At 59.0% G+C, this 21,672-nt stretch carries 22 protein-coding genes; 6 read left to right on the top strand and 16 right to left on the bottom strand.

What is annotated here, in order from left to right:
- Positions 1 to 38 precede the first annotated feature (38 nt).
- The 3 genes from GOW48_RS04220 to GOW48_RS04210 are packed head-to-tail and all read left to right on the top strand — an operon-like array spanning position 39 to position 2,830.
- Positions 39 to 1,220: a phytanoyl-CoA dioxygenase family protein gene (locus GOW48_RS04220; RefSeq protein WP_170751653.1), complete on the top strand. Its 1,182-nt coding sequence runs from the start codon at positions 39 to 41 to the stop codon at positions 1,218 to 1,220.
- A 48-nt stretch (positions 1,221 to 1,268) separates the two neighbouring features.
- Positions 1,269 to 2,075, top strand: a complete 807-nt coding sequence (gene iolB, locus GOW48_RS04215; protein WP_170751651.1) for a 5-deoxy-glucuronate isomerase — start codon at positions 1,269 to 1,271, stop codon at positions 2,073 to 2,075.
- The gene (locus GOW48_RS04210) at positions 2,072 to 2,830 is read left to right on the top strand and encodes an SDR family NAD(P)-dependent oxidoreductase (RefSeq protein WP_170751649.1); all 759 of its coding nucleotides are present in this window, start codon (positions 2,072 to 2,074) and stop codon (positions 2,828 to 2,830) included. Before iolB ends, GOW48_RS04210 begins: the two co-directional genes overlap by 4 nt.
- 58 nt (positions 2,831 to 2,888) lie before the next feature.
- Here GOW48_RS04210 and GOW48_RS04205 read toward each other — a convergent pair whose 3' ends face one another.
- The 3 genes from GOW48_RS04205 to iolC are packed head-to-tail and all read right to left on the bottom strand — an operon-like array spanning position 2,889 to position 5,538.
- The gene (locus GOW48_RS04205) at positions 2,889 to 3,728 is read right to left on the bottom strand and encodes a class II fructose-bisphosphate aldolase (protein ID WP_170751646.1); all 840 of its coding nucleotides are present in this window, start codon (positions 3,726 to 3,728) and stop codon (positions 2,889 to 2,891) included.
- The gene (locus GOW48_RS04200) at positions 3,725 to 4,561 is read right to left on the bottom strand and encodes a 5-deoxy-glucuronate isomerase (RefSeq protein ID WP_170751644.1); all 837 of its coding nucleotides are present in this window, start codon (positions 4,559 to 4,561) and stop codon (positions 3,725 to 3,727) included. Before GOW48_RS04200 ends, GOW48_RS04205 begins: the two co-directional genes overlap by 4 nt.
- Positions 4,562 to 4,569: 8 nt before the next feature.
- Positions 4,570 to 5,538: a 5-dehydro-2-deoxygluconokinase gene (iolC, locus tag GOW48_RS04195; RefSeq protein ID WP_170752225.1), complete on the bottom strand. Its 969-nt coding sequence runs from the start codon at positions 5,536 to 5,538 to the stop codon at positions 4,570 to 4,572.
- Positions 5,539 to 5,665: 127 nt separating this feature from the next.
- Here iolC and GOW48_RS04190 point away from each other — a divergent pair, with 127 nt between their 5' ends.
- Positions 5,666 to 6,769 (top strand): Gfo/Idh/MocA family protein, encoded by a 1,104-nt coding sequence (locus GOW48_RS04190; RefSeq protein WP_170751641.1) that lies wholly within the window; start codon positions 5,666 to 5,668, stop codon positions 6,767 to 6,769.
- 36 nt (positions 6,770 to 6,805) lie between these two features.
- Entirely contained in the window at positions 6,806 to 7,939 is a 1,134-nt protein-coding gene (locus tag GOW48_RS04185) for a Gfo/Idh/MocA family protein (RefSeq protein ID WP_170751639.1), read from the top strand.
- On the opposite strand, the gene GOW48_RS04180 is transcribed toward GOW48_RS04185, so the two are convergent.
- The 13 genes from GOW48_RS04180 to GOW48_RS04120 form a co-directional block, all read right to left on the bottom strand.
- The gene (locus tag GOW48_RS04180) at positions 7,940 to 8,938 is read right to left on the bottom strand and encodes a LacI family DNA-binding transcriptional regulator (protein WP_170751638.1); all 999 of its coding nucleotides are present in this window, start codon (positions 8,936 to 8,938) and stop codon (positions 7,940 to 7,942) included.
- Between the two features lie 281 nt (positions 8,939 to 9,219).
- Complete coding sequence (locus tag GOW48_RS04175; protein WP_170751636.1) at positions 9,220 to 10,605, bottom strand: aldehyde dehydrogenase family protein; 1,386 nt, start codon at positions 10,603 to 10,605, stop codon at positions 9,220 to 9,222.
- On the bottom strand, positions 10,602 to 12,275 hold the full coding sequence (locus GOW48_RS04170) for an acetolactate synthase large subunit (RefSeq protein WP_170751634.1): 1,674 nt from the start codon (positions 12,273 to 12,275) through the stop codon (positions 10,602 to 10,604). Before GOW48_RS04170 ends, GOW48_RS04175 begins: the two co-directional genes overlap by 4 nt.
- Before the next feature lie 84 nt (positions 12,276 to 12,359).
- Complete coding sequence (locus GOW48_RS04165; RefSeq protein ID WP_170751632.1) at positions 12,360 to 13,868, bottom strand: FMN-binding glutamate synthase family protein; 1,509 nt, start codon at positions 13,866 to 13,868, stop codon at positions 12,360 to 12,362.
- Positions 13,869 to 14,510: 642 nt separating this feature from the next.
- Complete coding sequence (gene ureG, locus GOW48_RS04160) at positions 14,511 to 15,170, bottom strand: urease accessory protein UreG (RefSeq protein WP_170751630.1); 660 nt, start codon at positions 15,168 to 15,170, stop codon at positions 14,511 to 14,513.
- The gene (locus GOW48_RS04155; protein WP_234899363.1) at positions 15,167 to 15,835 is read right to left on the bottom strand and encodes an urease accessory protein UreF; all 669 of its coding nucleotides are present in this window, start codon (positions 15,833 to 15,835) and stop codon (positions 15,167 to 15,169) included. Before GOW48_RS04155 ends, ureG begins: the two co-directional genes overlap by 4 nt.
- The gene (locus GOW48_RS04150) at positions 15,801 to 16,253 is read right to left on the bottom strand and encodes an urease accessory protein UreE (protein ID WP_170751628.1); all 453 of its coding nucleotides are present in this window, start codon (positions 16,251 to 16,253) and stop codon (positions 15,801 to 15,803) included. Before GOW48_RS04150 ends, GOW48_RS04155 begins: the two co-directional genes overlap by 35 nt.
- A gap of 28 nt (positions 16,254 to 16,281) precedes the next feature.
- A complete protein-coding gene (locus GOW48_RS04145; protein ID WP_170751626.1) occupies positions 16,282 to 16,506 on the bottom strand; it encodes a DUF1127 domain-containing protein in 225 nt (74 codons plus the stop codon).
- 121 nt (positions 16,507 to 16,627) lie between these two features.
- Positions 16,628 to 18,388 carry an urease subunit alpha gene (gene ureC / locus GOW48_RS04140; RefSeq protein ID WP_170751624.1) on the bottom strand — a complete coding sequence of 587 codons (1,761 nt, stop codon included), beginning with the start codon at positions 18,386 to 18,388 and terminating at the stop codon, positions 16,628 to 16,630.
- Positions 18,388 to 18,693: an urease subunit beta gene (locus tag GOW48_RS04135; RefSeq protein WP_170751621.1), complete on the bottom strand. Its 306-nt coding sequence runs from the start codon at positions 18,691 to 18,693 to the stop codon at positions 18,388 to 18,390. The genes ureC and GOW48_RS04135 overlap by 1 nt, the downstream gene beginning before the upstream one ends.
- Entirely contained in the window at positions 18,690 to 18,851 is a 162-nt protein-coding gene (locus tag GOW48_RS04130; RefSeq protein ID WP_170353404.1) for a peptidase M23, read from the bottom strand. Before GOW48_RS04130 ends, GOW48_RS04135 begins: the two co-directional genes overlap by 4 nt.
- A gap of 15 nt (positions 18,852 to 18,866) precedes the next feature.
- Positions 18,867 to 19,169 carry an urease subunit gamma gene (locus GOW48_RS04125; protein WP_152460019.1) on the bottom strand — a complete coding sequence of 101 codons (303 nt, stop codon included), beginning with the start codon at positions 19,167 to 19,169 and terminating at the stop codon, positions 18,867 to 18,869.
- A gap of 1 nt (position 19,170) precedes the next feature.
- Positions 19,171 to 20,025, bottom strand: a complete 855-nt coding sequence (locus GOW48_RS04120) for an urease accessory protein UreD (protein WP_331251766.1) — start codon at positions 20,023 to 20,025, stop codon at positions 19,171 to 19,173.
- A gap of 360 nt (positions 20,026 to 20,385) precedes the next feature.
- Between GOW48_RS04120 and urtA the strand changes: the two genes are divergently transcribed.
- Positions 20,386 to 21,666, top strand: coding sequence for an urea ABC transporter substrate-binding protein (gene urtA, locus GOW48_RS04115; protein ID WP_170751620.1), 1,281 nt, complete (start codon positions 20,386 to 20,388; stop codon positions 21,664 to 21,666).
- Positions 21,667 to 21,672: the final 6 nt, after the last annotated feature.

Below are 21,672 nucleotides of genomic sequence, written 5' to 3'. Positions count from 1 at the left end.
CGATGGGCAACACCGAAGCCATGAGAAAGGAGAAAATCATGGTAAGCCAAGAACTTGGATATGTCGGATATTTTGACCGGGAATCCTGTGATCTGGATGAATTCAAGGTGTTGACCTCTCAGGCCCTACAGGCGTCAGCGGTGCCCCATGCGGCGGACATTGAAAAGAACGTACCCGTTTATGACATGAATGCCCTGCGGCCTGCGCTAGAGGATAGCGCACAGCGTCAAGCTCTGCTTGCGGAATGGGGGCAGGTGTTGAACAGCTCGGCCGGGGTGATCGCGCTGAAAGGCGCCTATGCGGATACCACCGTGATCGACCGGGCTACCGAGGTGTTCCAGCAGATCATCGACAAAGAGCGCGAAGGTGGGGCAGGCGAAGGCGATCACTTTGCGGCCTCGGGTGCCAACGACCGGGTGTGGAATGCGCTGCAAAAGCAATGCATGACGGATCCCGAAGGCTTTGCGCTTTACTTCGGCAACACCTCGATTGCGGCTGCGTGTGAGGCGTGGCTGGGCCCGAACTATCAGATGACTGCACAGGTCAATCAGGTTCGCCCCGGTGGTAAGGCACAGCAAGCGCATCGGGACTATCATCTGGGGTTCCAAAGCACCGAAAGCGCCGCGCGGTATCCGGCCCATGCGCATTTGGTGACAGCGACTCTGACCTTGCAGGGCGCGGTGGCTCATTGCGATATGCCGGTCGAAAGTGGCCCGACCAAGCTGTTGCCGTTTTCGCAGCTTTATGCTCCGGGCTATCTGGCGTTTCACGATGCAGCCCATCGCAATCATTTCGAAGCCAACTACATCCAACTGCCACTGGACAAAGGCGATGCCGTTTTCTTCAACCCGGCGCTGTTCCATGCGGCGGGCGAAAACCGCAGCGCGGATATCAACAGGATGGCAAACCTGCTTCAGGTCTCTTCAGCCTTTGGGCGCGCGATGGAGGCCATCGACCGGCGCGCCATGTCGCTGAGGGCGTTCCCGGCGCTGGTGGCGATGAAGCAGCGTGGCGATCTGTCGGGGCCGGAGTTGGATGCGGCTATTGCGGCCACTGCCGAGGGTTATCCGTTTCCGACCAATCTGGATACGGACCCACCGGTTGGTGGGAACGCCCCCGCCAGTCAAGCCGATATCCTGCGCAGCGCGGTATCCGAAGGGTGGACAGAAGAACAGCTGGCACAGACGCTTGCAGCGCTGGAAACCCGACAGGCAGCATAAGGCAATATCGGGCGGGCGAACATGCCCGCCCAACACGGAGAACACGAGATGGCAGACCTTCTGAAAAAACCCTTCGGCACGCGCGGTAAGGTGCACGATATCACCCCGGCCAGTGCCGGTTGGCGCTATGTCGGGTTTGGCCTGTACCATCTGCGCGCGGGCGACACAGCTGCCGAGGTGACTGGCGACCGCGAGGTCATCCTGGTCATGGTCGAAGGCAAGGCACAGATCACCGGGGCGGGGCAGGATTGGGGCGTGCTGGGCGACCGGATGGACGTGTTCGAAAGGACGCCGCCGCATTGCCTGTACCTACCCAACGGGACCGACTGGCAGGCGGTGGCGGAAACTGATTGCGTTCTGGCCGTGTGTTCCGCCCCTGGCAAAGGCGGACATCAAGCGCGTCGTATCGGGCCGGACGGCATTACTCTGACCGAACGGGGCAAGGGTACCAACACGCGCTACATTAACAACATCGCGATGGAGGGCGAAGACTACGCCGACAGTCTTCTGGTAACCGAGGTCTTTACACCCAATGGCAACTGGTCCTCTTTCCCAAGCCATCGCCATGACGAGGATGATTTTCCCCGCATCACCTATTTGGAAGAGACCTATTACCACCGCCTGAACCCCGCCAACGGGTTCGGCATTCAGCGCGTCTATACCGATGACGGCCAGTTGGACGAGACGATGGCTGTATCCGATGGCGATGTTGTGACCGTGCCGCGGGGCCATCACCCTTGCGGCGCGCCCTATGGGTTTGAGATGTACTATCTGAACGTCATGGCAGGCCCTCTGCGCAAGTGGCGGTTTGTTCCGGCCCCCGAGGTCGAATGGATCATGGAGCGAGATAGTTGACCCAAGATTTTGCGAACTACCCCAGTTTGAAAGGCAAAACCGTCGTAATTACCGGCGGCGCCGGTGGTATCGGAGCGCGGACCGTCCGAGCGTTTGCCCAGCAAGGCGCGAAAGTCGGGTTTCTGGATATCAACGCTGATGCCGGGCACGCACTGCTGGCCGAGCTGGAAGGCGAGCACGCATTCGCGCAGTGCGATCTGCGCGACATCGACGCGCTGCGCGACGCACTGGAGCAACTGTCCGAGGAACTGGGCCCGGCGCATGTTCTGGTCAACAATGCGGCCCATGATGATCGCCACGACTGGCGCGAAGTCACACCGGACTATTGGGATGAACGTATGGCGACGAATATCCGCCACATGTTCTTTGCCATTCAGGCTGTTGCGCCCGGTATGATTGCGGCGGGCGGCGGCTCGATCATCAATCTGGGTTCGAATTCCTGGTGGGAATGTGGCGCAGGGTTCCCGGCCTATGCCACGGCGAAATCCGCCGTGCACGGCCTAACCCGCACAATGGCGCGCGAATTGGGCGATCACCGCATACGCGTCAATACCGTAGTTCCCGGCTGGATCATGACCGAGCGCCAAAAGGACCTGTGGGTCACGCCCGAGGCGCTGGCCAAACAGGTCGACCGCCAGTGTTTGCCGGACCCGATTGACCCGGTCTATGTGGCGCGGATGGCGGTTTTTCTGGCCTCAGACGACGCCGCCATGTGCAGCGCGGGGAATTTCATGGTCGAGGGTGGCTCGATCTGACCCTGCTCTTTCGCGGCATCAGGCTTGTGGGGGCCGCGACCGGTTGACCGAGTGTGTCTTACTTCTGCGGTGGTGCCCCAAAAGCGCGGATCACGGCGCGGGCGGCGGCCTCGACCGGGTCTTGCGTTTCTTTCAGGATAGTCACGCGATCAAATCGGTTTGGGTCGCTGTTGACTGCTGCGCGTAGGGCATTCCCAAAGGCCATCCGCAGTTCGGTGCCGATGTTGAACTTGCAGATCGACGTGTCGCGCGACAGCCGCGCGCGCTGTTCCACCGGCACGCCCGAGCCGCCATGGATCACCAAGGGGACCTCGGTCAATGCGTCGATCTCGGCAATGCGGGCCTCGTCCAATCCGCCTTCTTTGTCTTGTTGCAAATGTACATTGCCGACCGAGATCGCCATCGCATCGACACCGCTTTGCCGGGCGAATTGCGCCGCCTCGGCGGGGTCTGTGCCGTTCGATCCTTCCCCGCCGGAATAACCGACAAACCCGATCTCACCTTCGCAGGAGATTCCTGCCTTATGGGCCATTTCGGCGATGGCGGCGGTCTCGTCAATATTCTGCTGCAGAGGCTTGCGCGAGCCGTCGAACATCAACGAGGTAAAGCCGCTGTCCAGCGCGATCTTGCACTCCTCATACGTATAGCCGTGATCCAGATGCGCCACGACAGGGACCGAGGCGTTTTCAGCCAGGTGCCGGAACATTTTTCCCAGAATGGGTAAGGGCGTATGCTCGCGACAGCTTGGTCCGGCTTGCAGGATGACGGGCACATTTTCGCCTTCGGCTGCGGCCACATAGGCGCGCATGTCCTCCCAGCCCAGCGCTACCAGCCCGCCAACAGCATAGCCCTGCGCGTAGGCCGGTTGCAGCACATCTTTCAGCGTAACAAGGGTCATTTGAACTTGGCGATCATGTCTTTGATGCCCGGAATCGTTTCGATCTGATAGGCATGGGTGGGTTGGAAGTACTGCACCAGAGACCGTTGGGTCAGGCCACCGAGGATGGTGAAGTAATACATCTCGTACCCTGGCAAGACGCAGCAGGGGTGATACCCGGTGTCTATACAAATAGTCGAGCCATCGACGATGTGATAAGCATCGCCAGGGGCGTTATCTTCGCGCTGTAACATCTGCAGACCCGAGCCCCAGTTGGGTTTGAAGCGGAAATTATAGGTCTCATCATGCCGCGTCTCATCGGGCAGGCGGTTGGTGTCGTGCTTGTGGCTGGGGAACCCTGACCAGCCGCCTTGACCGACGGTGAACAACTCACTCACCAGCAGCCGGCCCACTTTGTCGTGCTGCTTTTGACCCAGAATATGTTTGATCTTGCGATGGGTCTTGGTGTCATCGCTGCCATATTGCACAAGGTCATGTTCACGCACGTCGAACGGATCCAGCACCTTGTCGTATTTCGCACCAGCTACAAAGACCTCGGCGGATTCAGACACGCAGACCATTTGCGCTTTGGCACCCACGGGAACATAGGCCCCTTCGGGTTCGCCATCCCAGACGTCTTCACCCCGGTTTCCCAAAGCAGGGAAGGGGACGCTTTCCACGTCGACATCGACGCTGCCGGTTGCCGGAACAATGCAGGTTTCATATCCGGGTACCTGATATTCGAACGCCTCGCCCTTTTTCAATTTGACGATGTTGAAATAGTTCAACGGCACTGTCGGGTCATCAGTATCCACAATGGGTTTGTTCTGGTTGTCGAATGGGGCAATATGCATGAGACCTCCTAGGTCGTTGGACCGGGATGGGACGCCAGAAACGCATCCAGCTCAGACGTCGTTGGCATGGCTGGAGAGCATCCGGGTTTAGACACGACAATGGACGCACAGGCCGACCCGCGCATCACCGCGTCTTTCAGCGGATACCCCGCCGCGATCGAGGCCAGCAGACCCGCCATAAAGCTGTCGCCAGCGCCCACAGGTTTGATCGCGTCGACGGGGTAGATGCCGGTTTCGATTTCTTGTCCGTTGGCCAGTGTTACTGCGCCTTTTTCACCCATTTTGTAGATGACGACGCGCCCCGGTTTCCCAGCCAGTTCTTGCGCTTTGGCAAAGCCCTTTTCTATACCGCCAGCCATGAAGCCGAATTCTTCATCGTTTCCGACAATCAGATCGCTGGCCGCGCCCGCGCGCGACAAAACATCTGCCGCCACTTCCGCAGACGGCCAGCTGTAAGGACGGTAGTCGATGTCGAAAATCACCGGCAATCCGGCCGAGCGGGCGTTTTGAAGGGCGCGGAATGTGGCGCTGCGCGAGGGTTCAGCCGCAAAGACAGTTCCGGCTGACAGTACGGCTGTGAATGAAGTGTAGTCTACTCGGTCGACGTCTTCTTCGGTGACCTGAAAGTCGACCGCTCCGTTCCGGTAAATGACGTTCTGGAAATCCTCGGTCCGGCTTTCATACAGCGCCAGAGAGGTGCGATATTCACCCCCCAGAACGCGGACGTAAGACGTGTCCACTCCGTAATGGGTCAGCCTGTTCATGCAGAACCGCCCTACCGCGTCATCCGAAATCGACGTGACCAAAGATGCCTGACTGCCAAGTTTTACCAGCCCGGCGCAGATATTGGCTGAAGATCCCCCCAAGTCGGCTCCAAAGGTGCCGGCATCTTCGCTTTTGACACCGACAGGATCTGCAAACAGGTCAATGCCCGCGCGCCCGAAAACAGCAAATCGGTTTCCTTTGATCCCATCCATCAGGGTGCTCACGTCGTGTCCTCCGGCGAAATAGGGCGGGCAGGGATGGTTGGTCCTTGCGTTGAATCGATTCACACGATACTCATTTTGCAACCGGTTGCAAATACATTGTTCGGAGCGGTTGCAAGTGCCAGAAATCGGAATTGGAATCGTCGGCGGCGGCTATATGGGCAAGGCTCATTCGGTCGCAATGGCCGCGGTGGGGGCGGTGTTCAACACAGCATTGCGACCCCGGCTCGAGGTGATCTGCGCGTCGACGTCGCAGAGCGCAGAGCGGTATCGCGCAGCCTATGGGTTCGCGCAGGCGACCAGCGACTGGCGCGCCCTGGTCGCCGACCCAAAGGTCGAGGCAATCGTGATCGCCTCTCCGCAGTCTACGCATCGCCAGATAGCTGAGGCTGCCGTTGCGCTGGGCAAGCCGGTGCTATGCGAAAAGCCTCTGGGCGCGTCACTGGAGGACAGCCGCGCGATGGTGGCGGCCGCTGAAGCGGCCGGTGCAATTAATATGGTTGGGTTCAACTATATCCGGACCCCCGCCAGTCAATATGCAAGACAGTTGATTGCCAGTGGCGAGATTGGCGACGTCACCTGGTTTCGGGGGGAACATACCGAGGATTTCTACGCTGACCCTCAGGCCCCAGCGACCTGGCGCACGACGGGCATGGCAAACGGCACTATCGGTGATCTGGCCCCACACATGGTCAATGGTGCGATGGCACTGATCGGGCCTATCGCACAGGTGATGGCAGATGTGGAGACCGTCCACCGCCATCGACCGGGCGGAGAGGTCACGAATGACGACCACGCCCAGATGATGTGCCGGTTCGAAAATGGCGTCATGGGGAACCTCTATTTCAGCCGCGTCGCGACGGGACGGAAGATGGGGTACGCCTATGAGATCTCTGGCACCAAAGGCGCGATCCGCTTTGATCAGGAGGATCAGAATGCCCTGTGGCTGTACCGCCGAGAAGGGCCTGAGGCGTCGCGGGGCTTCACCAAGATCCTGACCGGTCCGGCGCACCCGGACTATGAGCCCTTCTGTCAGGGACCGGGCCATGGCACCGGGTATCAGGACCAAATCATCATCGAAGTGAAGGATTTCCTGCAGGCCATCCATACAGGCCAAAACATCTGGCCGACCTTCCGCGACGGGCATGAGGTGAACCGCGTTCTGGCGGCGGTGCTTGCGTCCTCGGACCAGCGGCAATGGCAGGACGTCAGTGATTTCTGATCGAACAAACGACAAGATAACAGAGAGACTAAGATCATGGCAAAGCTGAAATGGGGCATGATTGGTGGGGGTGAGGGCAGTCAGATCGGGCCCGCGCACCGGTTGGGCGCGCTGGCCGATGGGATGTTTGAATTCACCGCGGGCGCGTTGGACCATCGCCCAGAAGTCGGGCGAGAATATGCGCAGCGTCTGGGCGTGGCGCAGGACCGTGCCTATGGCGACTGGCAAGAAATGTTGGCTGGTGAAAAAGACCGCCCCGACCGCATTGATCTAGTGACGATTGCCACCCCGAACGCGACCCATTTCGAGATCGCCAAAGCCTTTCTCGAGGCCGGTTTCCACGTGCTATGCGAGAAGCCGATGACCATGACCGTGGAAGAGGGCGAAGAGATCGTGCGTGTGGCCGAAGCCTCGGGCAAGATCTGCGCGGTGAACTATTGCTATTCCGCCTATCCGATGGTGCGGCAGGCCCGTGCGATGGTGCGGGCGGGCGATATCGGCAAGGTGCGTCTGGTGGTGACGAATTTCAGCCACGGCCACCACGGCGATGCAACTGACGCCGACAATCCCCGCGTGCGGTGGCGCTATGACCCAGCAATGGCAGGCGTCTCTGGTCAATTCGCCGATTGCGGTATCCATGCGCTGCATATGGCGAGCTTCATCAGCGATGACGAGGTTAAGACCCTGTCGGCGGATATGGCCTCGACCATCCCCAGTCGCGAGCTTGAGGATGACGCCATGATCAACTTCCGTACCGAAGGTGGCGCAGTGGGGCGGTTGTGGACATCCTCGGTGGCGATTGGTCGGCAGCACGGATTCGACATTCAGGTCTTTGGCGAAACCGGTGGTTTGCGCTGGGCATCCGAGCAGCCCAACCAGCTTGTCTATACCCCGGTGGGAGGGCGCACTCAGATCATCGAAAAAGGCGAAGGGGGTTTGCACGTTGACGCGCAGCGCCTGTCGCGCGTAGCGATTGCCCACCCCGAAGGGTTCCCGCTGGCGGTGGCCAATATCTACTGCGATCTGGCCGATGCCATCCAAGGAGAGACCCGAGACGGGCTGCCAACCCCTGCCGACGGCGTCCGATCCATCGCAGCCGTTCACGCAGCGGTGGCGTCGTCCAAAAATGATGGTGCCTGGACCGACGCGCGCCCACCGATGTTTCGCTGATTAGGGGCGGGGGCGCAATGTGCCCCGCTCAATCACCCGACAGGGAAAGATGCGGGCCTCGGGGTAGCGGTCGGGGTCTTTCAACATCTCTTCCACAAGATCGACCGACGCCGTGATGATCTGCTTGATCGGTTGGTGAATTGTCGTGAGGTCAACGCTTTCCCAACGCGACATCTCCATGTCGTTCAGGCCGATGATTCCGATATCATGACCCGGCTTTATCCCGTGATCGCTCAAGGCTGACAATGCGCCGATTGACAAAATATCGTCGCCACAAAAATACCCCTCGGCAGGGGTATCCGCCAACAGACGCAGCATTTCGGCGCGACCTGCCTCGAACGAATAGGCCCCCGCGAAGGAATGCGAAACGTTCAGGTCGGGGTGTTTTTCGACCTCTTCCATGAAGCCGCGATAGCGGTCCATGGCAGAGGTCGCGTCTTTGGGACCGCCCAGATAACCGATACGTCTGTACCCTCTTGCAAGCAACTCTCGTGCAGCCATGCGCCCGCATTCCACGTTGTCGATCCCCACCACGTGAACCTCGGGCGACGTGGCAGAACGCCCGAATGTATGCACCACGGGAACGCCTGCATCGTGGAACGCCTTGGCAAAACTTGGCGGCAACGTCGAAGAAGCCACGATGGCCGCATCGACCGAGTATTGCCGCAACATCCTGACGGAGTTTGCGGGCTGAACTTCGTCCGTCAGGTTGACGATCAGGGGCCGCAGGCCGCGTTCCTGAAGGGTGCGGGTGAACAGATCAAACACCTCAAGGAATATGGGGTTGTGAAAGTTGTTCGAGATCAGGCCGATCAGTTTGGTCCGCCCCGTGGTCAGTGACGACGCCAAAGCATTTGGGCTGTAGCCTAGTTCGGCAGCGGCCTTTTCGACTTTGCTGCGGGTCTTGGCTGAAACCGAGGCGCCTTCGGTAAAGGTGCGCGACACAGCAGACCGCGAAACTCCGGCCAGCGCCGCGACATCTTTCAGTGTGACACTCATGATGTAGGCCTAGTCGGTTTTATGGAAGAAATTGGTGCGGTCATGAGGAAATACTACGCAATATTGCATCGCGGTTGCAATCGGTTGCAACAGCATCGCTGCAGCAAGAGCAAAGAAAACTGGGCCTGAATGCGAAAACTTGGTCGACCCCAAGGTTAGCAGAAACAGGTATCATCGACACAAAAGGCACTTTCGGCTGCATCAGACAGAAAAGTTGCGGCCTGATCTTTCCTGACGCATCAGGCAAAACAACGGGCAGCTGCTCACGCTAGTCAATGTCCTCAAAGTTTGATTACAGCCATCTTGTCCTGAGTCATGTCATGCATCGTATAGCCGATGCCGCCTGTGTTGTATCCCGATTGCCTCCGTCCCGCGAAGGGCATCCAATCGACCCGGAATGCCGAGTGATCGTTCACCATAACGGCGGTTGCATCCAGATGTCTGATGGCCTGCATGGCCGTGTCCAGAGCTTTGGTGAAGACAGCCGCCTGAAACGCGAAAGGCAGGCTGTTGGCGGCGGCGAACGCATCCTCGATCCTGTCGTAGCTATAGACGCAGACCACTGGTCCAAAGACTTCGGATGTTGAAACCCGAGCGTTGGCGGGTGGGTTCAGCAGGACGGTGGGCGCATATGTCGTCGGACCCAGCTTTCGTCCGCCGGTCAGCAAGGTTGCGCCACCCTCAACGGCCTCGTCCACCCATTCGGCAACGCGATCAACTTCGCCGGGACGGATCAGGGGGCCGCATTCGGTATCTTCCTGACGCGCATCACCAACCTTAAGTGCGGACGCCGATTTGGCCAGCTTTTGTGCTATGTCCTCTGCGATGCCCGTGGGCGCGAAAAGGCGCTGGACCGAGACGCAGACCTGCCCCGAATGATAGAACCCGCCTTTGGTCACGAGTGGGATCATTCCCTCAATATCGGCGCTTTCATCCACGATCACGGGTGCGGCCCCGCCATGTTCCAGCGCACATCGCACTCCGGGGGCCAGCTTGGACCGTAGCATCCAACCCACCTTGGCCGAGCCGATGAAGGAAAAGAACCCAACGCGCGTATCGGTGATCGTCTGCTCGGCCACGTCGTTGTGGCAAATCGCGAGGTGGCACCAATTCTCAGGTAAACCGGCCTCATGCAGAATGTCGACAAATGCCTTGCAGGACAGTGGTGTATCCAAAGCGGGTTTGACGATCACCGGGCAGCCTGTAGCCACTGCGGGAGCGACTTGGTGAACGATCAGGTTGAGCGGATGGTTGAACGCGCTGGCTGCGACAACCACGCCTATCGGTTCGCGCTGTGTAAAGGCGACCCGACCCGAGCCCGCCGCTGTCAGGTCCATCGGGATTTCTTTGCCAGCCATATGGCCAATCTCGTGGACGCACAGCTCGACCCCGTCGATTGCGCGGGTCACTTCAATGCGCGCGTCGACCAAAGGCTTGCCACCTTCACTGGCGATCAGCATCGCCAGTTCGTCGGCCCTTTCGGACATGATACGGGCTGTGTTTTTCAGGATCTCGATCCGCTGAAACGCTGGCAACCACGCGTCGCGCGACCGGTGTAAACCATGGGCCACGTCCAACATGGAATCCACATCATCCCACGTGTTAATCGCAACACTACCGATCTTCTCAAGATCAAAAGGGTTGAGAACGTCCAGAGTGTCGCTCATATCAGGCACACCTTTGCAGACAGTTCATCAATCAGCACACGCTGGTTTTCGCTGTAGTCCACCGGCAGGTCAATCAGGTGAACGCCGCCCGCCTGGAACGCCTTTTCGAAGGTTGGGACCAGATCTTCGGTACGTGCGATCCGATGGCCGGTCGCGCCGTAACTGTTCGCGTATTGCACGAAATCGGGGTTGTTGAATTCCAGCCCCCAGTCGTCGAACCCCGCATGTGACTGCTTCCACCGGATCATCCCGTATGAGCTGTCATTCAAAACGGTCACTACCAGATTGAGGCCAAGTCGAACCGCGGTCTCGATTTCTTGACTGTTCATCATGAACCCGCCGTCGCCACAGATCGCCATGACTCTGCGGTCGGGGTAAAGCTTGGCCGCCATCATGGCCGAAGGCAACCCGGCCCCCATGGTGGCCAGGGCATTGTCCAGCAGGACGGTATTGGGCTGATAGGCAAGATAGTTTCGCGCGTACCAGATTTTATAGATGCCGTTGTCCAGCGCAATGATATCGCAATCGTCCATCACTTTGCGGGTATCGGCTACAAAACGCTGTGGGATTACGGGGAAACGTGGGTCATCGGCACCTTCAGATGTGTGCTGGTCGGTCTCTTGCTTGACGCGCTGGAAATAGCTTCGGTCGAAATCTAGCGGGCCGCCCAGTTTATCACCCAGCCGCGCGATGGATTGTGCCAAATCACCAACGACTTCGACCTGCGGGAAATAGACCTGATCGACCTGCGCGGCCTTGTAATTCACATGGATCACCTTGGTGCCGCCTTCCTCCATGAAGAAGGGCGGTTTTTCGACTACGTCATGGCCCACATTGATGATCAGATCGGCCCGTTCGATGGCGCAATGCAGGTAATCGCCATCCGACAGCGCAGCCGTCCCAAGAAACAGGTCGGATCGTTCATCCACCACGCCCTTGCCCATCTGCGTGTTGAAGAAGGGGATCTGCGTGTCTTCGACAAATTTGCTTAGCGCGCTGCGAGCGTGCTTGCGGTTGGCTCCGGCGCCCAGCAACAACAGAGGCATTTTCGCCGACCGGATCATTTCAGCGGCTTCGTTCAGGACCGTGTCGCCCGCGACAGCGTAGTGGCGCGGATGCGGCTCGAGCACATGTTCCGTTGTGTCTTCAGCAGCGATATCTTCTGGCAATTCAAGCAGGACCGCGCCGGGGCGTTCCTCTTGTGCGACGCGGAACGCCTCGCGGATCAGGGATGGGATGGTGTTGCCATGAACGATCTGCTTGGACATCTTGCAGATCGGGTCGAACAGACCGACCACATCAATGATCTGAAATTGGCCCTGTTTCGACTTCTTGATGGGCTTTTGGCCTGTGATCATGATCAGAGGCATGCCGCCCAGATGCGCATAAGCGGCAGGAGTCGCAAAGTTGGTGGCCCCTGGCCCCAGTGTTGCCATGCAAACACCCGCCTTGCCGGTCAAGCGCCCGTAGGTCGCCGCCATAAATGCCGCGCCCTGTTCATGGCGGGTCAGGACCAGCTCGATCCTTGAGGTCCGCAAGGATTCCAGCACATCCAGGTTCTCCTCACCCGGTACGGCAAAGATATACTCGACCCCTTCGGCCTCAAGCGCTGCGACGAGCAGATCAGAGGCTTTTGTGACAGACGGTGCGTTTTGCGAATGATCGGACATGATGTCTCCTGATAGCGCACCGGATCCGCGCACGAATCCGGCGGTGGCAAAGGTCACAATTGAACTGAGATGAATGGTGCGATGTTATTCAGCTGCTTGCAATTGCGCAGGTTCGGGATACAGCTCGTGCATCGAAACGGATCGGCCATTGTCCAACACGATACGCGCATGGTGTCGTTTCAGCTGGCGCGGTTCGGCCACACCGCAGCTGTGGGCGATTATGCCAACCTCTTTCTTCATGTTCCGGGCATAGCTTGCCACACGTTCCGATTTACTGGTTGGATCAAGGCCGAACTGCAGCTTGGTATTATGCGTAGTGATTCCGGTCGGGCAGGTATTCTTGTTGCACTGCAACGCTTGAATGCAGCCCAGTGCAAACATGAACCCACGCGCTGAATTCACAAAATCCGCACCCGCGCAAAAGGCCCATGCCACCTCGGACGGGTTGATCATCTTTCCGCTGGCGCAAACCTTGACCCTGTCGCGAAGCCCGTATTTCTTCAGCATATCTACACTCAGAGGCAGGCTTTCGCGCAGTGGCATCCCCATGTTGTCAATCAGGCTCATCGGGGCCGCACCGGTACCGCCATCCGAGCTGTCGATGGTCACAAAATCCGGCGCGCTTTCTGGCCCACGTTTCAGAATCTCTGCGCACAGATCGCCAAAGAACCCATACGACCCTATAACCGCTTTAAAGCCGACCGGCTTGCCGGTGATGTCGCGCACATAAGCGATCATATCCAGCAGATCGCCCACGCTGTCGATTTCTGGGTGGCGGTTCGGGCTGATCGCGTCCTGACCTACTTGCAACCCGCGGATTTCGGCGATGTCCTCGGTCACTTTGGCGCCGGGAAGGATGCCGCCTTTGCCGGGTTTGGCGCCTTGGCTCAGCTTGATTTCAAACATCTTCACCGCATCATGGGCCGCGACAGTGCGCAACTTGTCCTCGTCAAACCCACCCTCGGGTTTGCGCACCCCGAATTTACCGGTGCCGATCTGGAACACGACATCCGCACCGCTTTCCAGATGATAAGGCGATAGACCGCCCTCGCCGGTATTGATCCACATGCCCGCTTTCTTCGCCCCTTGGGACAGCGCCCGCACGGCTGGGATCGAGATCGCGCCATAGCTCATGCCGGAAATGTTGAACATTGAATCCGTCGTATAGGGGTGGCGTGCAAAGGGGCCAACTGTAACATCCGATGGTCCTTGCGCATCCTGTTCCAGTGTCGGGAAGGGGCAGTTGGCGAAATATACGGTACCCGTGGGGCGTAGATCCCGTGTCGAGCCAAATGCGACGGTGGAGTCCACGTTCTTCGCAGCCCGGTAAACCCAAGATCGTTCCGCCCGGTTGAATGGCATTTCCTCGCGGTCCTGGGCAAAGAAATACTGACGGAAGAATTCCCCCATATGTTCGAAGAAATACCTGAACCGGGCCACAACCGGATAGTTCCGTCGCAGTGTACTTTCCGTTTGTGTCTTGTCCCGAAAGTAGGCGACGACAACCCATAGAACCGCAAGTCCGACAGCAAAGACAAAAACCAAGGACAGGATTTCCAAAACGTTGAGGAGGGACGTTGATAATTGCGACATGGCTTGGCTCGTCTGTTGGGATCGACCAAAATTCGCCAGGATCAAGCGGACTTCTAAGTCGAAGAATAAGGATGCAACCTAGATTGGGAGTTCCGAGTCTTTGTTCCAGCGGCAATCACGATTTTGCTAATAAGCGTCAACAAAGCCGTGATGGCGAAAGCCTGTTCACTTTTATATTGGCCTCTGTTTCCCAGAACACTTTTGTTTTTCTTAGCTGATGAGCAGTGCACACACATCTTTGGGGATTAGTACTCAAAGCTTAAGCACCTCAGGCTCCGCCGGATCGTGTGTGCTCACAGAGCGGTCACACAGGTTTGACCCGCTGTCGTCCCGCGCTGTGTTAGGCAAAAGCACTCACACTTTTTATGTCCACGTCTTCAATGCAAAGGCCACCAAAATGATCCGAGCCGTCCTCATCACTGCCAGCATACTCTTTGTGGCCGCCTGCGAAGGTCCAAGCGGCGGCAGCGCAGAAAATCAAACGCAAGAGTTCGAAGAGAGCTTTCGCAATCAGGGCAGCTGATGCTCCAACGTCGGGCTGAATTCGTTTCGGCCCGACGTTTTTGGGGCAGACGCCGCAAGACTGGTAGAACAATAGGTTCTGAAACCGCGCACCTGTCGTGCGTTTTGCAGTATCAGAGGTTACGCATTCTGAACCACGGGTTGTTGGGCATCTGAGCTCGATGACAGGTTCAATCCACCTATCTGCGCCAGCAGGTCCACAATCCTGTCGACGCTCTGTCTATGTTTCAGAGATGCAAAGACAAACGGCCGCCCGTTGCGCATCCTCGTCGCGTCGCGGTCCATGACGTCCAGCGATGCACCGACATGGGGCGCAAGGTCGGTTTTGTTGATGATCAGGATGTCGGATTTGGTGATCGCGGGGCCACCCTTTCTGGGGATTTCTTCGCCAGCAGCCACGTCAATCACATAGAGCGTCACATCCGCCAATTCCGGACTGAAGGTGGCAGATAGGTTGTCGCCGCCGCTTTCGATCAGAACAACGTCGACATCGGGGTGCCGGGCCTGCATTTCAGCCACGGCCGCAAGGTTGATCGAGGCGTCCTCGCGGATTGCTGTATGCGGGCAGCCGCCGGTTTCGACACCGATGATCCGGTCTTGGGGCAGAATCTGCATCCGCATCAGGGCCTCGGCGTCTTCACGGGTGTAGATGTCGTTGGTAATTACACCGATTGAAAGCCGGTCGCGCAGTGCCTCAGACAGTGCTGCAGTCAGCGTGGTTTTGCCTGCGCCGACAGGGCCGCCAATGCCCACGCGCAGAGGGCCGTTCGTGCTGGTCATGTTCGGAACATCCTTGAATATTGGGTTTCATGTTTCATCGACGCAATGTCCGACAGGAAAGCTGTGGACGTCAGATCGTCCAGTGTCGCATCCAGAGCGTCCGTTGCCACGTGCTGACACAACGGGGTCAGATCTCGGATCAGGCGTTGGCCTTCGGTTTGGCCCAAGGGAACCAGACGCATTGCGCATGCGACCAGATTGGACATGAAGGCTTGCAGATACATCTGTGCCGTCAGCGGCAGAGGCAGGCCGTTCAGTTTTGCGGCATAGCCCAGAGCCACGGGATAGGTCAGGGATGGCAGGTCAACTGACCATACTTCTGCCGTGACAGTGCTAAACGCTTCCCCCAAAAGGCGCGTTTCCATCAAACGCTCGGACGAGGGGCAAAAAGCGCGCGCCATCCTGTCGATTTCAGCAGTCGCATCCGCCGACCCAGCGTGGGCAGCGGCCAGAAAGATGCAATCGGCGCGCCCTGAGCCGTGCTGGATCACATCGGCTATCCACTCCTCCGTTTCGGCGGCCGAGGAAACGCTGCCACTTTCAATGGCCCATTCCAGGCCGTGGGAATAGGCGAAGCCGCCCACAGGGTATGTGGGCGACAGCCATTGCGTCAGCGTCAGGATATCGGCGTCAGTGGGCGTGGCCATGGGTCCTGCCGTGGCCATAGGCGCCACCTTCGGGGGTGAAAGGCCCGCGGATTTCGCGCACAGTTGCCCCCAGTTTCAACAGCATATCGCGGATGACGTGATCGACCTGTATCAGAAGGCGATCCGGTTCTACCTGACACGGTGTGTGGCGGTTGCCGATATGCCACGCGATGCGGGTGAGATCGTCGGATGTGACCTCAAGCAGCGCTTCAGGCGCGGCCTGAATGAGAACCTCGCGCCCGTCTTCCAGAACCAATGCGCCGCCATGGTCCAGTGATGTGGTCTGGGACAAATCAATAAGGATTTGTTCGCCGCTGTCGCAGGTCAGAACTTTACGACGCAGAAAACGGTCCTCGTAGGTAAGCGACAGGTGATCCGCGGGATCACCGTGCGTATGGTCACTGTATCGACGAGCAGTGCAGAGCAGGGCGGTCATAGTTTGGCCCCCTCTGCAGCGCGTGCGGTCAGAGCCAGATCGAGTCCGCAAACACCCTGTGAACGATCCGGTCGCGGGTCAGGCCGCGTTTGTGCAGTTCCTCGTCGCTGAGCGATTGTAGGAACTCGACTTGCCGAACCCGTGTCTGAGCTTCGGCCATGCGGAACAGCATGGAATTGACGCGTGTTGCGAAGTTTGCGATCAGCCCGAATAGCGAGAACCGCGTCGGGGTATGAGTTGCTGAATGTGCCATTTGGACCCTCGTTTCCGTTGGTCCTCCCATGAGCTTGAAAATGTGTCATGTCAGCCTCATTGAGTAGTGGGTTTTTGGTCATGGCCGCGTTGCAAATGCAGCAACGCAGCACAATTTTTGGTCAAAACATAAAGTACCGCTGGGCCATCGGCAGAACCTCGGCCGGTTGGCAGGTCAGCAATTCGCCATCGGCGCGGACTTCGTAGGTTTCGGGATCAACCTCAACCTGCGGCGTGGCGTTGTTCAGCAGCAGGTCGCGCTTGCCGATATTGCGGGTGTTCTCTACCGCAACGGTTTGCTTTGCCAGCCCCAGTGTATCACCAATCCCCGCCGCCTGCGCCGCGCCCGAGACGAATGTGATCGCCGAATGCTCGACCGAGCGCCCGTAGGCCCCAAACATCGGTCGGCTATAGACCGGCTGCGGTGTGGGGATCGAAGCATTAGGGTCGCCCATCTGCGCGCAGGCAATGGTGCCGCCCAGTAGAACCATCTCGGGTTTGACCCCAAAAAAGGCGGGGTTCCACAGCACCAGATCGGCGCGTTTGCCTTCTTCGATACTGCCGATCTGATGGCTCAACCCGTGGGCAATCGCCGGGTTGATCGTGTATTTGGCGATATAGCGGCGCACGCGCATATTGTCGTTCTCGCCGGTCTCCTCGGGCAGGCGGCCGCGCTGTTTCTTCATCTTGTCTGCGGTCTGCCATGTGCGGATCAGAACCTCTCCGACCCGACCCATGGCCTGACTGTCGGACGCGATGATGCTGAAGGCACCCATATCGTGCAGGATATCCTCGGCGGCAATCGTCTCACGCCGGATGCGGCTTTCGGCAAAGGCCACGTCCTCAGGGATGGATTTGTCGAGGTGGTGGCACACCATCAGCATATCCAGATGCTCCTCAACCGTGTTCACGGTGAAGGGGCGCGTCGGGTTGGTCGAGGACGGCAGAACGTGGTTCTCGCCACAGATCTTGATGATGTCCGGGGCATGGCCGCCGCCTGCGCCCTCGGTGTGGAAGGCATGGATCGTGCGGCCCTTCATGGCGCCCACGGTGTTCTCGACAAAGCCGGATTCGTTCAGCGTGTCAGTGTGGATCATCACCTGCACGTCCATCGCATCGGCCACCGTCAGGCAGCAGTCGATGGCGGCAGGGGTTGTGCCCCAATCCTCGTGCAGTTTCAGAGCACAGGCCCCCGCGTTGACTTGTTCTTCCAGCGCGGCGGGCAGCGAGGCGTTGCCCTTACCCGCAAAAGCCAGATTCATCGGAAACGCGTCGGCGGCCTGCAGCATCCGCCCGATATGCCAGGGGCCAGGTGTGCAGGTGGTGGCCAACGTCCCATGGGCCGGGCCAGTGCCGCCGCCCAGCATGGTGGTCAGGCCGGAATGCAGCGCATCTTCGATCTGTTGCGGGCATATGAAATGGATATGGCTGTCGAACCCGCCGGCGGTCAGGATACGCCCTTCTCCCGCGATGGCCTCGGTGCCGGGACCGATGATGATGTCAACACCGGGCTGCGTGTCGGGATTGCCGGCCTTGCCGATCTTGGCGATGCGTCCGTCTTTCAGACCCACATCCGCCTTGTAGATGCCCGAGTGATCCAAGATCAGCGCGTTGGTGATGACCGTGTCCACGGCCCCCTCGGCCCGCGTGGCCTGAGACTGCCCCATCCCGTCGCGGATCACCTTGCCGCCGCCGAATTTGACCTCTTCGCCGTAAAGCAACGCGTTGTCTCCGGTCCCCCCGGTTGCAGCCGCGCCCGCACGTTCTGCGGTCAGGTCGCGTTCCACCTCGATCACCAGATCGGTATCGGCAAGCCGCAGCTTGTCGCCGGTGGTCGGGCCGAACATTGCGGCGTAGTCAGAGCGTTTGATTGTTGCTGGCATCAGAGTGACCCCATGACCTTCTGGTTGAACCCGTAAACCTTGCGTGCCCCTCCGATGGGGATCAGCGAGACCTCGCGCGCCTGACCGGGTTCGAACCGAACGGCGGTGCCCGGCGCGATGTCCAGACGCAGGCCATGTGCGGCGGCGCGGTCGAAATCCAGTGACGGGTTGGTTTCGGCGAAATGATAGTGCGAGCCGACCTGAACCGGGCGGTCGCCGGTATTGGCGACCATGAGGGTGATCGCCTCGGCATTCGCGTTCAGGGTGATCTCACCCTCGGCTGGGAACAGCTCTCCGGGGATCATTTGTTTAGCTTTACCATCAATGCGACGGCGGCCAGCGCGACAACCGCCAGACCGACGCCCAAAGTGGCATAGTCTGTTCCATGCGCGTGGACATGTGTGCCGTTGTGGGCCGCAGCGGGGCCAGCAAGGATCAGGGCGGGGAAGAGCATACGGGTCATATCAGTTTTCCTTTGTTAGCGAATAGGGTTGTGGACGGTCACCAGTTTGGTGCCATCAGGGAAGGTGGCTTCGACCTGAACTTCGTGGATCATCTCGGGTACGCCTTCCATGCATTGCGCGCGGGTGATCACTTCGGCCCCGGCTTGCATCATGTCAGCCACCGATCGGCCGTCACGCGCACCTTCGACCACCGCGTCGGTGATCAGAGCGATCGCCTCGGGGTGGTTCAGCTTGACGCCGCGGGCCAGCCGTTTGCGGGCGACCTCGGCGGCCATGGCGACCAGCAGTTTGTCTTTTTCTCGGGGGGTCAGGTTCATGTCAGATCATCCAGCATCGGGGAAGCGTGTCATTGTTCAGCCGCCGTAGCATCGGCATCAGCGTGCGGCGGAGGGCAAAGCTGTTCTCGGCCAGCACCCGGATCACCAGCAGATCGTCCTGGATCAGCGAGGCTCCGGCGGTGTCGGGCAGCATGTCGCGGATGGGGCCCAGCTGGCCCTCGGCGGTGGGTGAGACAAAGGCCACCAGCGCCATCGCCCCCGCGCCGCCTGCGATATGCGGTTTGGCGAGATGGGCGTGCAGATCACCGGTGAACTGCATCGCGTCCAGAAACAGGGGGGTGCTATCGCGCAGGATCTCGATCCGGTCGCGCAGGCGGATATCGGTCAGGGTCTCGCCCATCGCCATGCGGCCAAAGACCAGCGGTTCTACCATCAGTGCAGTGGCATCCGGGGCGAGGTCTATCTGCAGCCGACGATCCAGCGCGCTGCCGTCGAACAGGATGGTTTCCTGAGGCAGCCAATTCAGCCGCGCGCCCGAAGCGACGTTCAGGTGGTTCACGATCTGACCCGAGGGGCCGGGTTTGGCTTTGTACGCGCGTTCGCAGGCTTGAGTGGTTAGCGTCAGGGTCGTGTCTTTGCCCGCGTGGCCGGTAAAGCGGAACGTGTCGCCTCCGGTGATCCCGCCAGCGGTGTTCAGCAGCACCGCGTCCAGCGCGTCACCATCGGTGCGCGGGAACAGGCATTTGAAAGAGCCTGACTGCCGGAACCCATCCAGAACCGAGGTTTTGCCCAATCGTTTGGCACTCAGCCGAATCGCACCCTGTGCGCGCGGCGGTTGCGCGGCCTGCGTGGGCAATATCGAGGCATGATGTGTAATGGGGCACCTGCGGATCACGTTGTTATGCCGCCTGTTTCACCGTTTGGGCGTCGGAACTCTATTCTTCCGTGTCGGATTTGGGTGGTGTTTCGGTGTGGCGGATTAATTTTTAGGCGATCACGTTAACGACTGCCTTAAAATTAAACAAACACGACGGATCGAGGGAAATGATCTGTCAACCATTTGCTAAATTCTCTGCGATGCAGAAACCGTATGGGTGCCCGCCACGGGGACGATCCCTGGGGGTGTGTGACGGCTGCGCGAATTGGACCTCGGACACAACCGCCACACGGAACGCAACAACAGTTGCGGGGATCAGGTAGAAGAAAGGCGCGCTGCTGCGCAAGCCCTCACCTGCGCCCTGCCAGGAGGATCTTTATGACATCTCTCAAATCCACACTTGCCGGTTCGCTTGTCTTTGCTGCCATGGCAACCGCCGCGCTGGCCGAAGAAGACACCATCAAGGTGGGCGTGCTGCACTCGCTGTCGGGCACAATGGCGATCTCGGAAACCACGCTGAAAGACACTATGCTGATGCTGATCGACCAGCAAAACGCCAAGGGTGGCCTGCTGGGCAAACAGCTTGAGGCGGTTGTCGTCGACCCCGCATCGGACTGGCCGCTGTTCGCTGAAAAAGCACGCGAGCTGCTGACTGTGCATGAGGTGGATGTGATCTTTGGCAACTGGACTTCGGTCAGCCGGAAATCGGTTCTGCCCGTGATCGAAGAGCTGAACGGCCTGCTGTTCTATCCGGTTCAGTACGAGGGCGAAGAATCGTCGAAAAACGTCTTCTACACCGGTGCCGCACCGAACCAGCAGGCGATCCCTGCGACTGACTACTTCCTGGACGAGCTAGGTGTCGAGAAATTCGCGCTGCTGGGCACTGACTATGTGTACCCGCGGACCACGAACAACATTCTGGAAAGCTACCTGAAGGGTAAAGGCATCGCGGACGAGGATATCTTCGTCAACTACACACCGTTCGGTCACTCCGACTGGTCCAAGATCGTCGCGGACGTTGTCGCGCTGGGTGCCGATGGCAAGAAGGTTGGCGTGATCTCGACCATCAACGGCGATGCGAATATCGGTTTCTACAAGGAACTGGCCGCTGCGGGCGTCTCAGCCGATGACATTCCGGTCGTGGCCTTCTCGGTAGGTGAGGAAGAGCTGTCGGGTCTGGATACCGCGAACCTTGTGGGCCATCTGGCCGCGTGGAACTACTTCCAGTCGGCAGACACCGATGTGAACGCTGAATTCGTTGAAACATGGAAAGCCACCATGGGCGACGAGCGCGTGACCAATGACCCGATGGAGGCGCATTACATCGGCTTCAACATGTGGGTGAACGCCGCGACCGAAGCCGGTTCGACCGAAGTCGACGATGTGCGCGCCGCGATGTACGGACAGGAATTCCCGAACCTGACCGGTGGTACTGCGGTCATGCTGCCGAACCACCACCTGGCAAAACCGGTTCTGATCGGTGAGATTCAGGAAGACGGCCAGTTCGACATCATCAGCGAGACCGACGTTGTTCCGGGCGATGCCTGGACCGACTTCCTGCCGGAATCGGCCGTGCTGATCTCGGATTGGAAAGAGCTGGGCTGCGGTATGTACAACACCGAGACCAAGACTTGCGTTCAGACGCTGTCGAACTACTAAACGATA

The organism is Ruegeria lacuscaerulensis, assembly GCF_013033355.1.
Taxonomy (GTDB): Bacteria; Pseudomonadota; Alphaproteobacteria; order Rhodobacterales; family Rhodobacteraceae; genus Ruegeria; species Ruegeria lacuscaerulensis_A.
The sequence above is the reverse complement of the archived record's forward strand: the minus strand, read 5'-3'. Positions and strand labels throughout refer to the sequence as shown.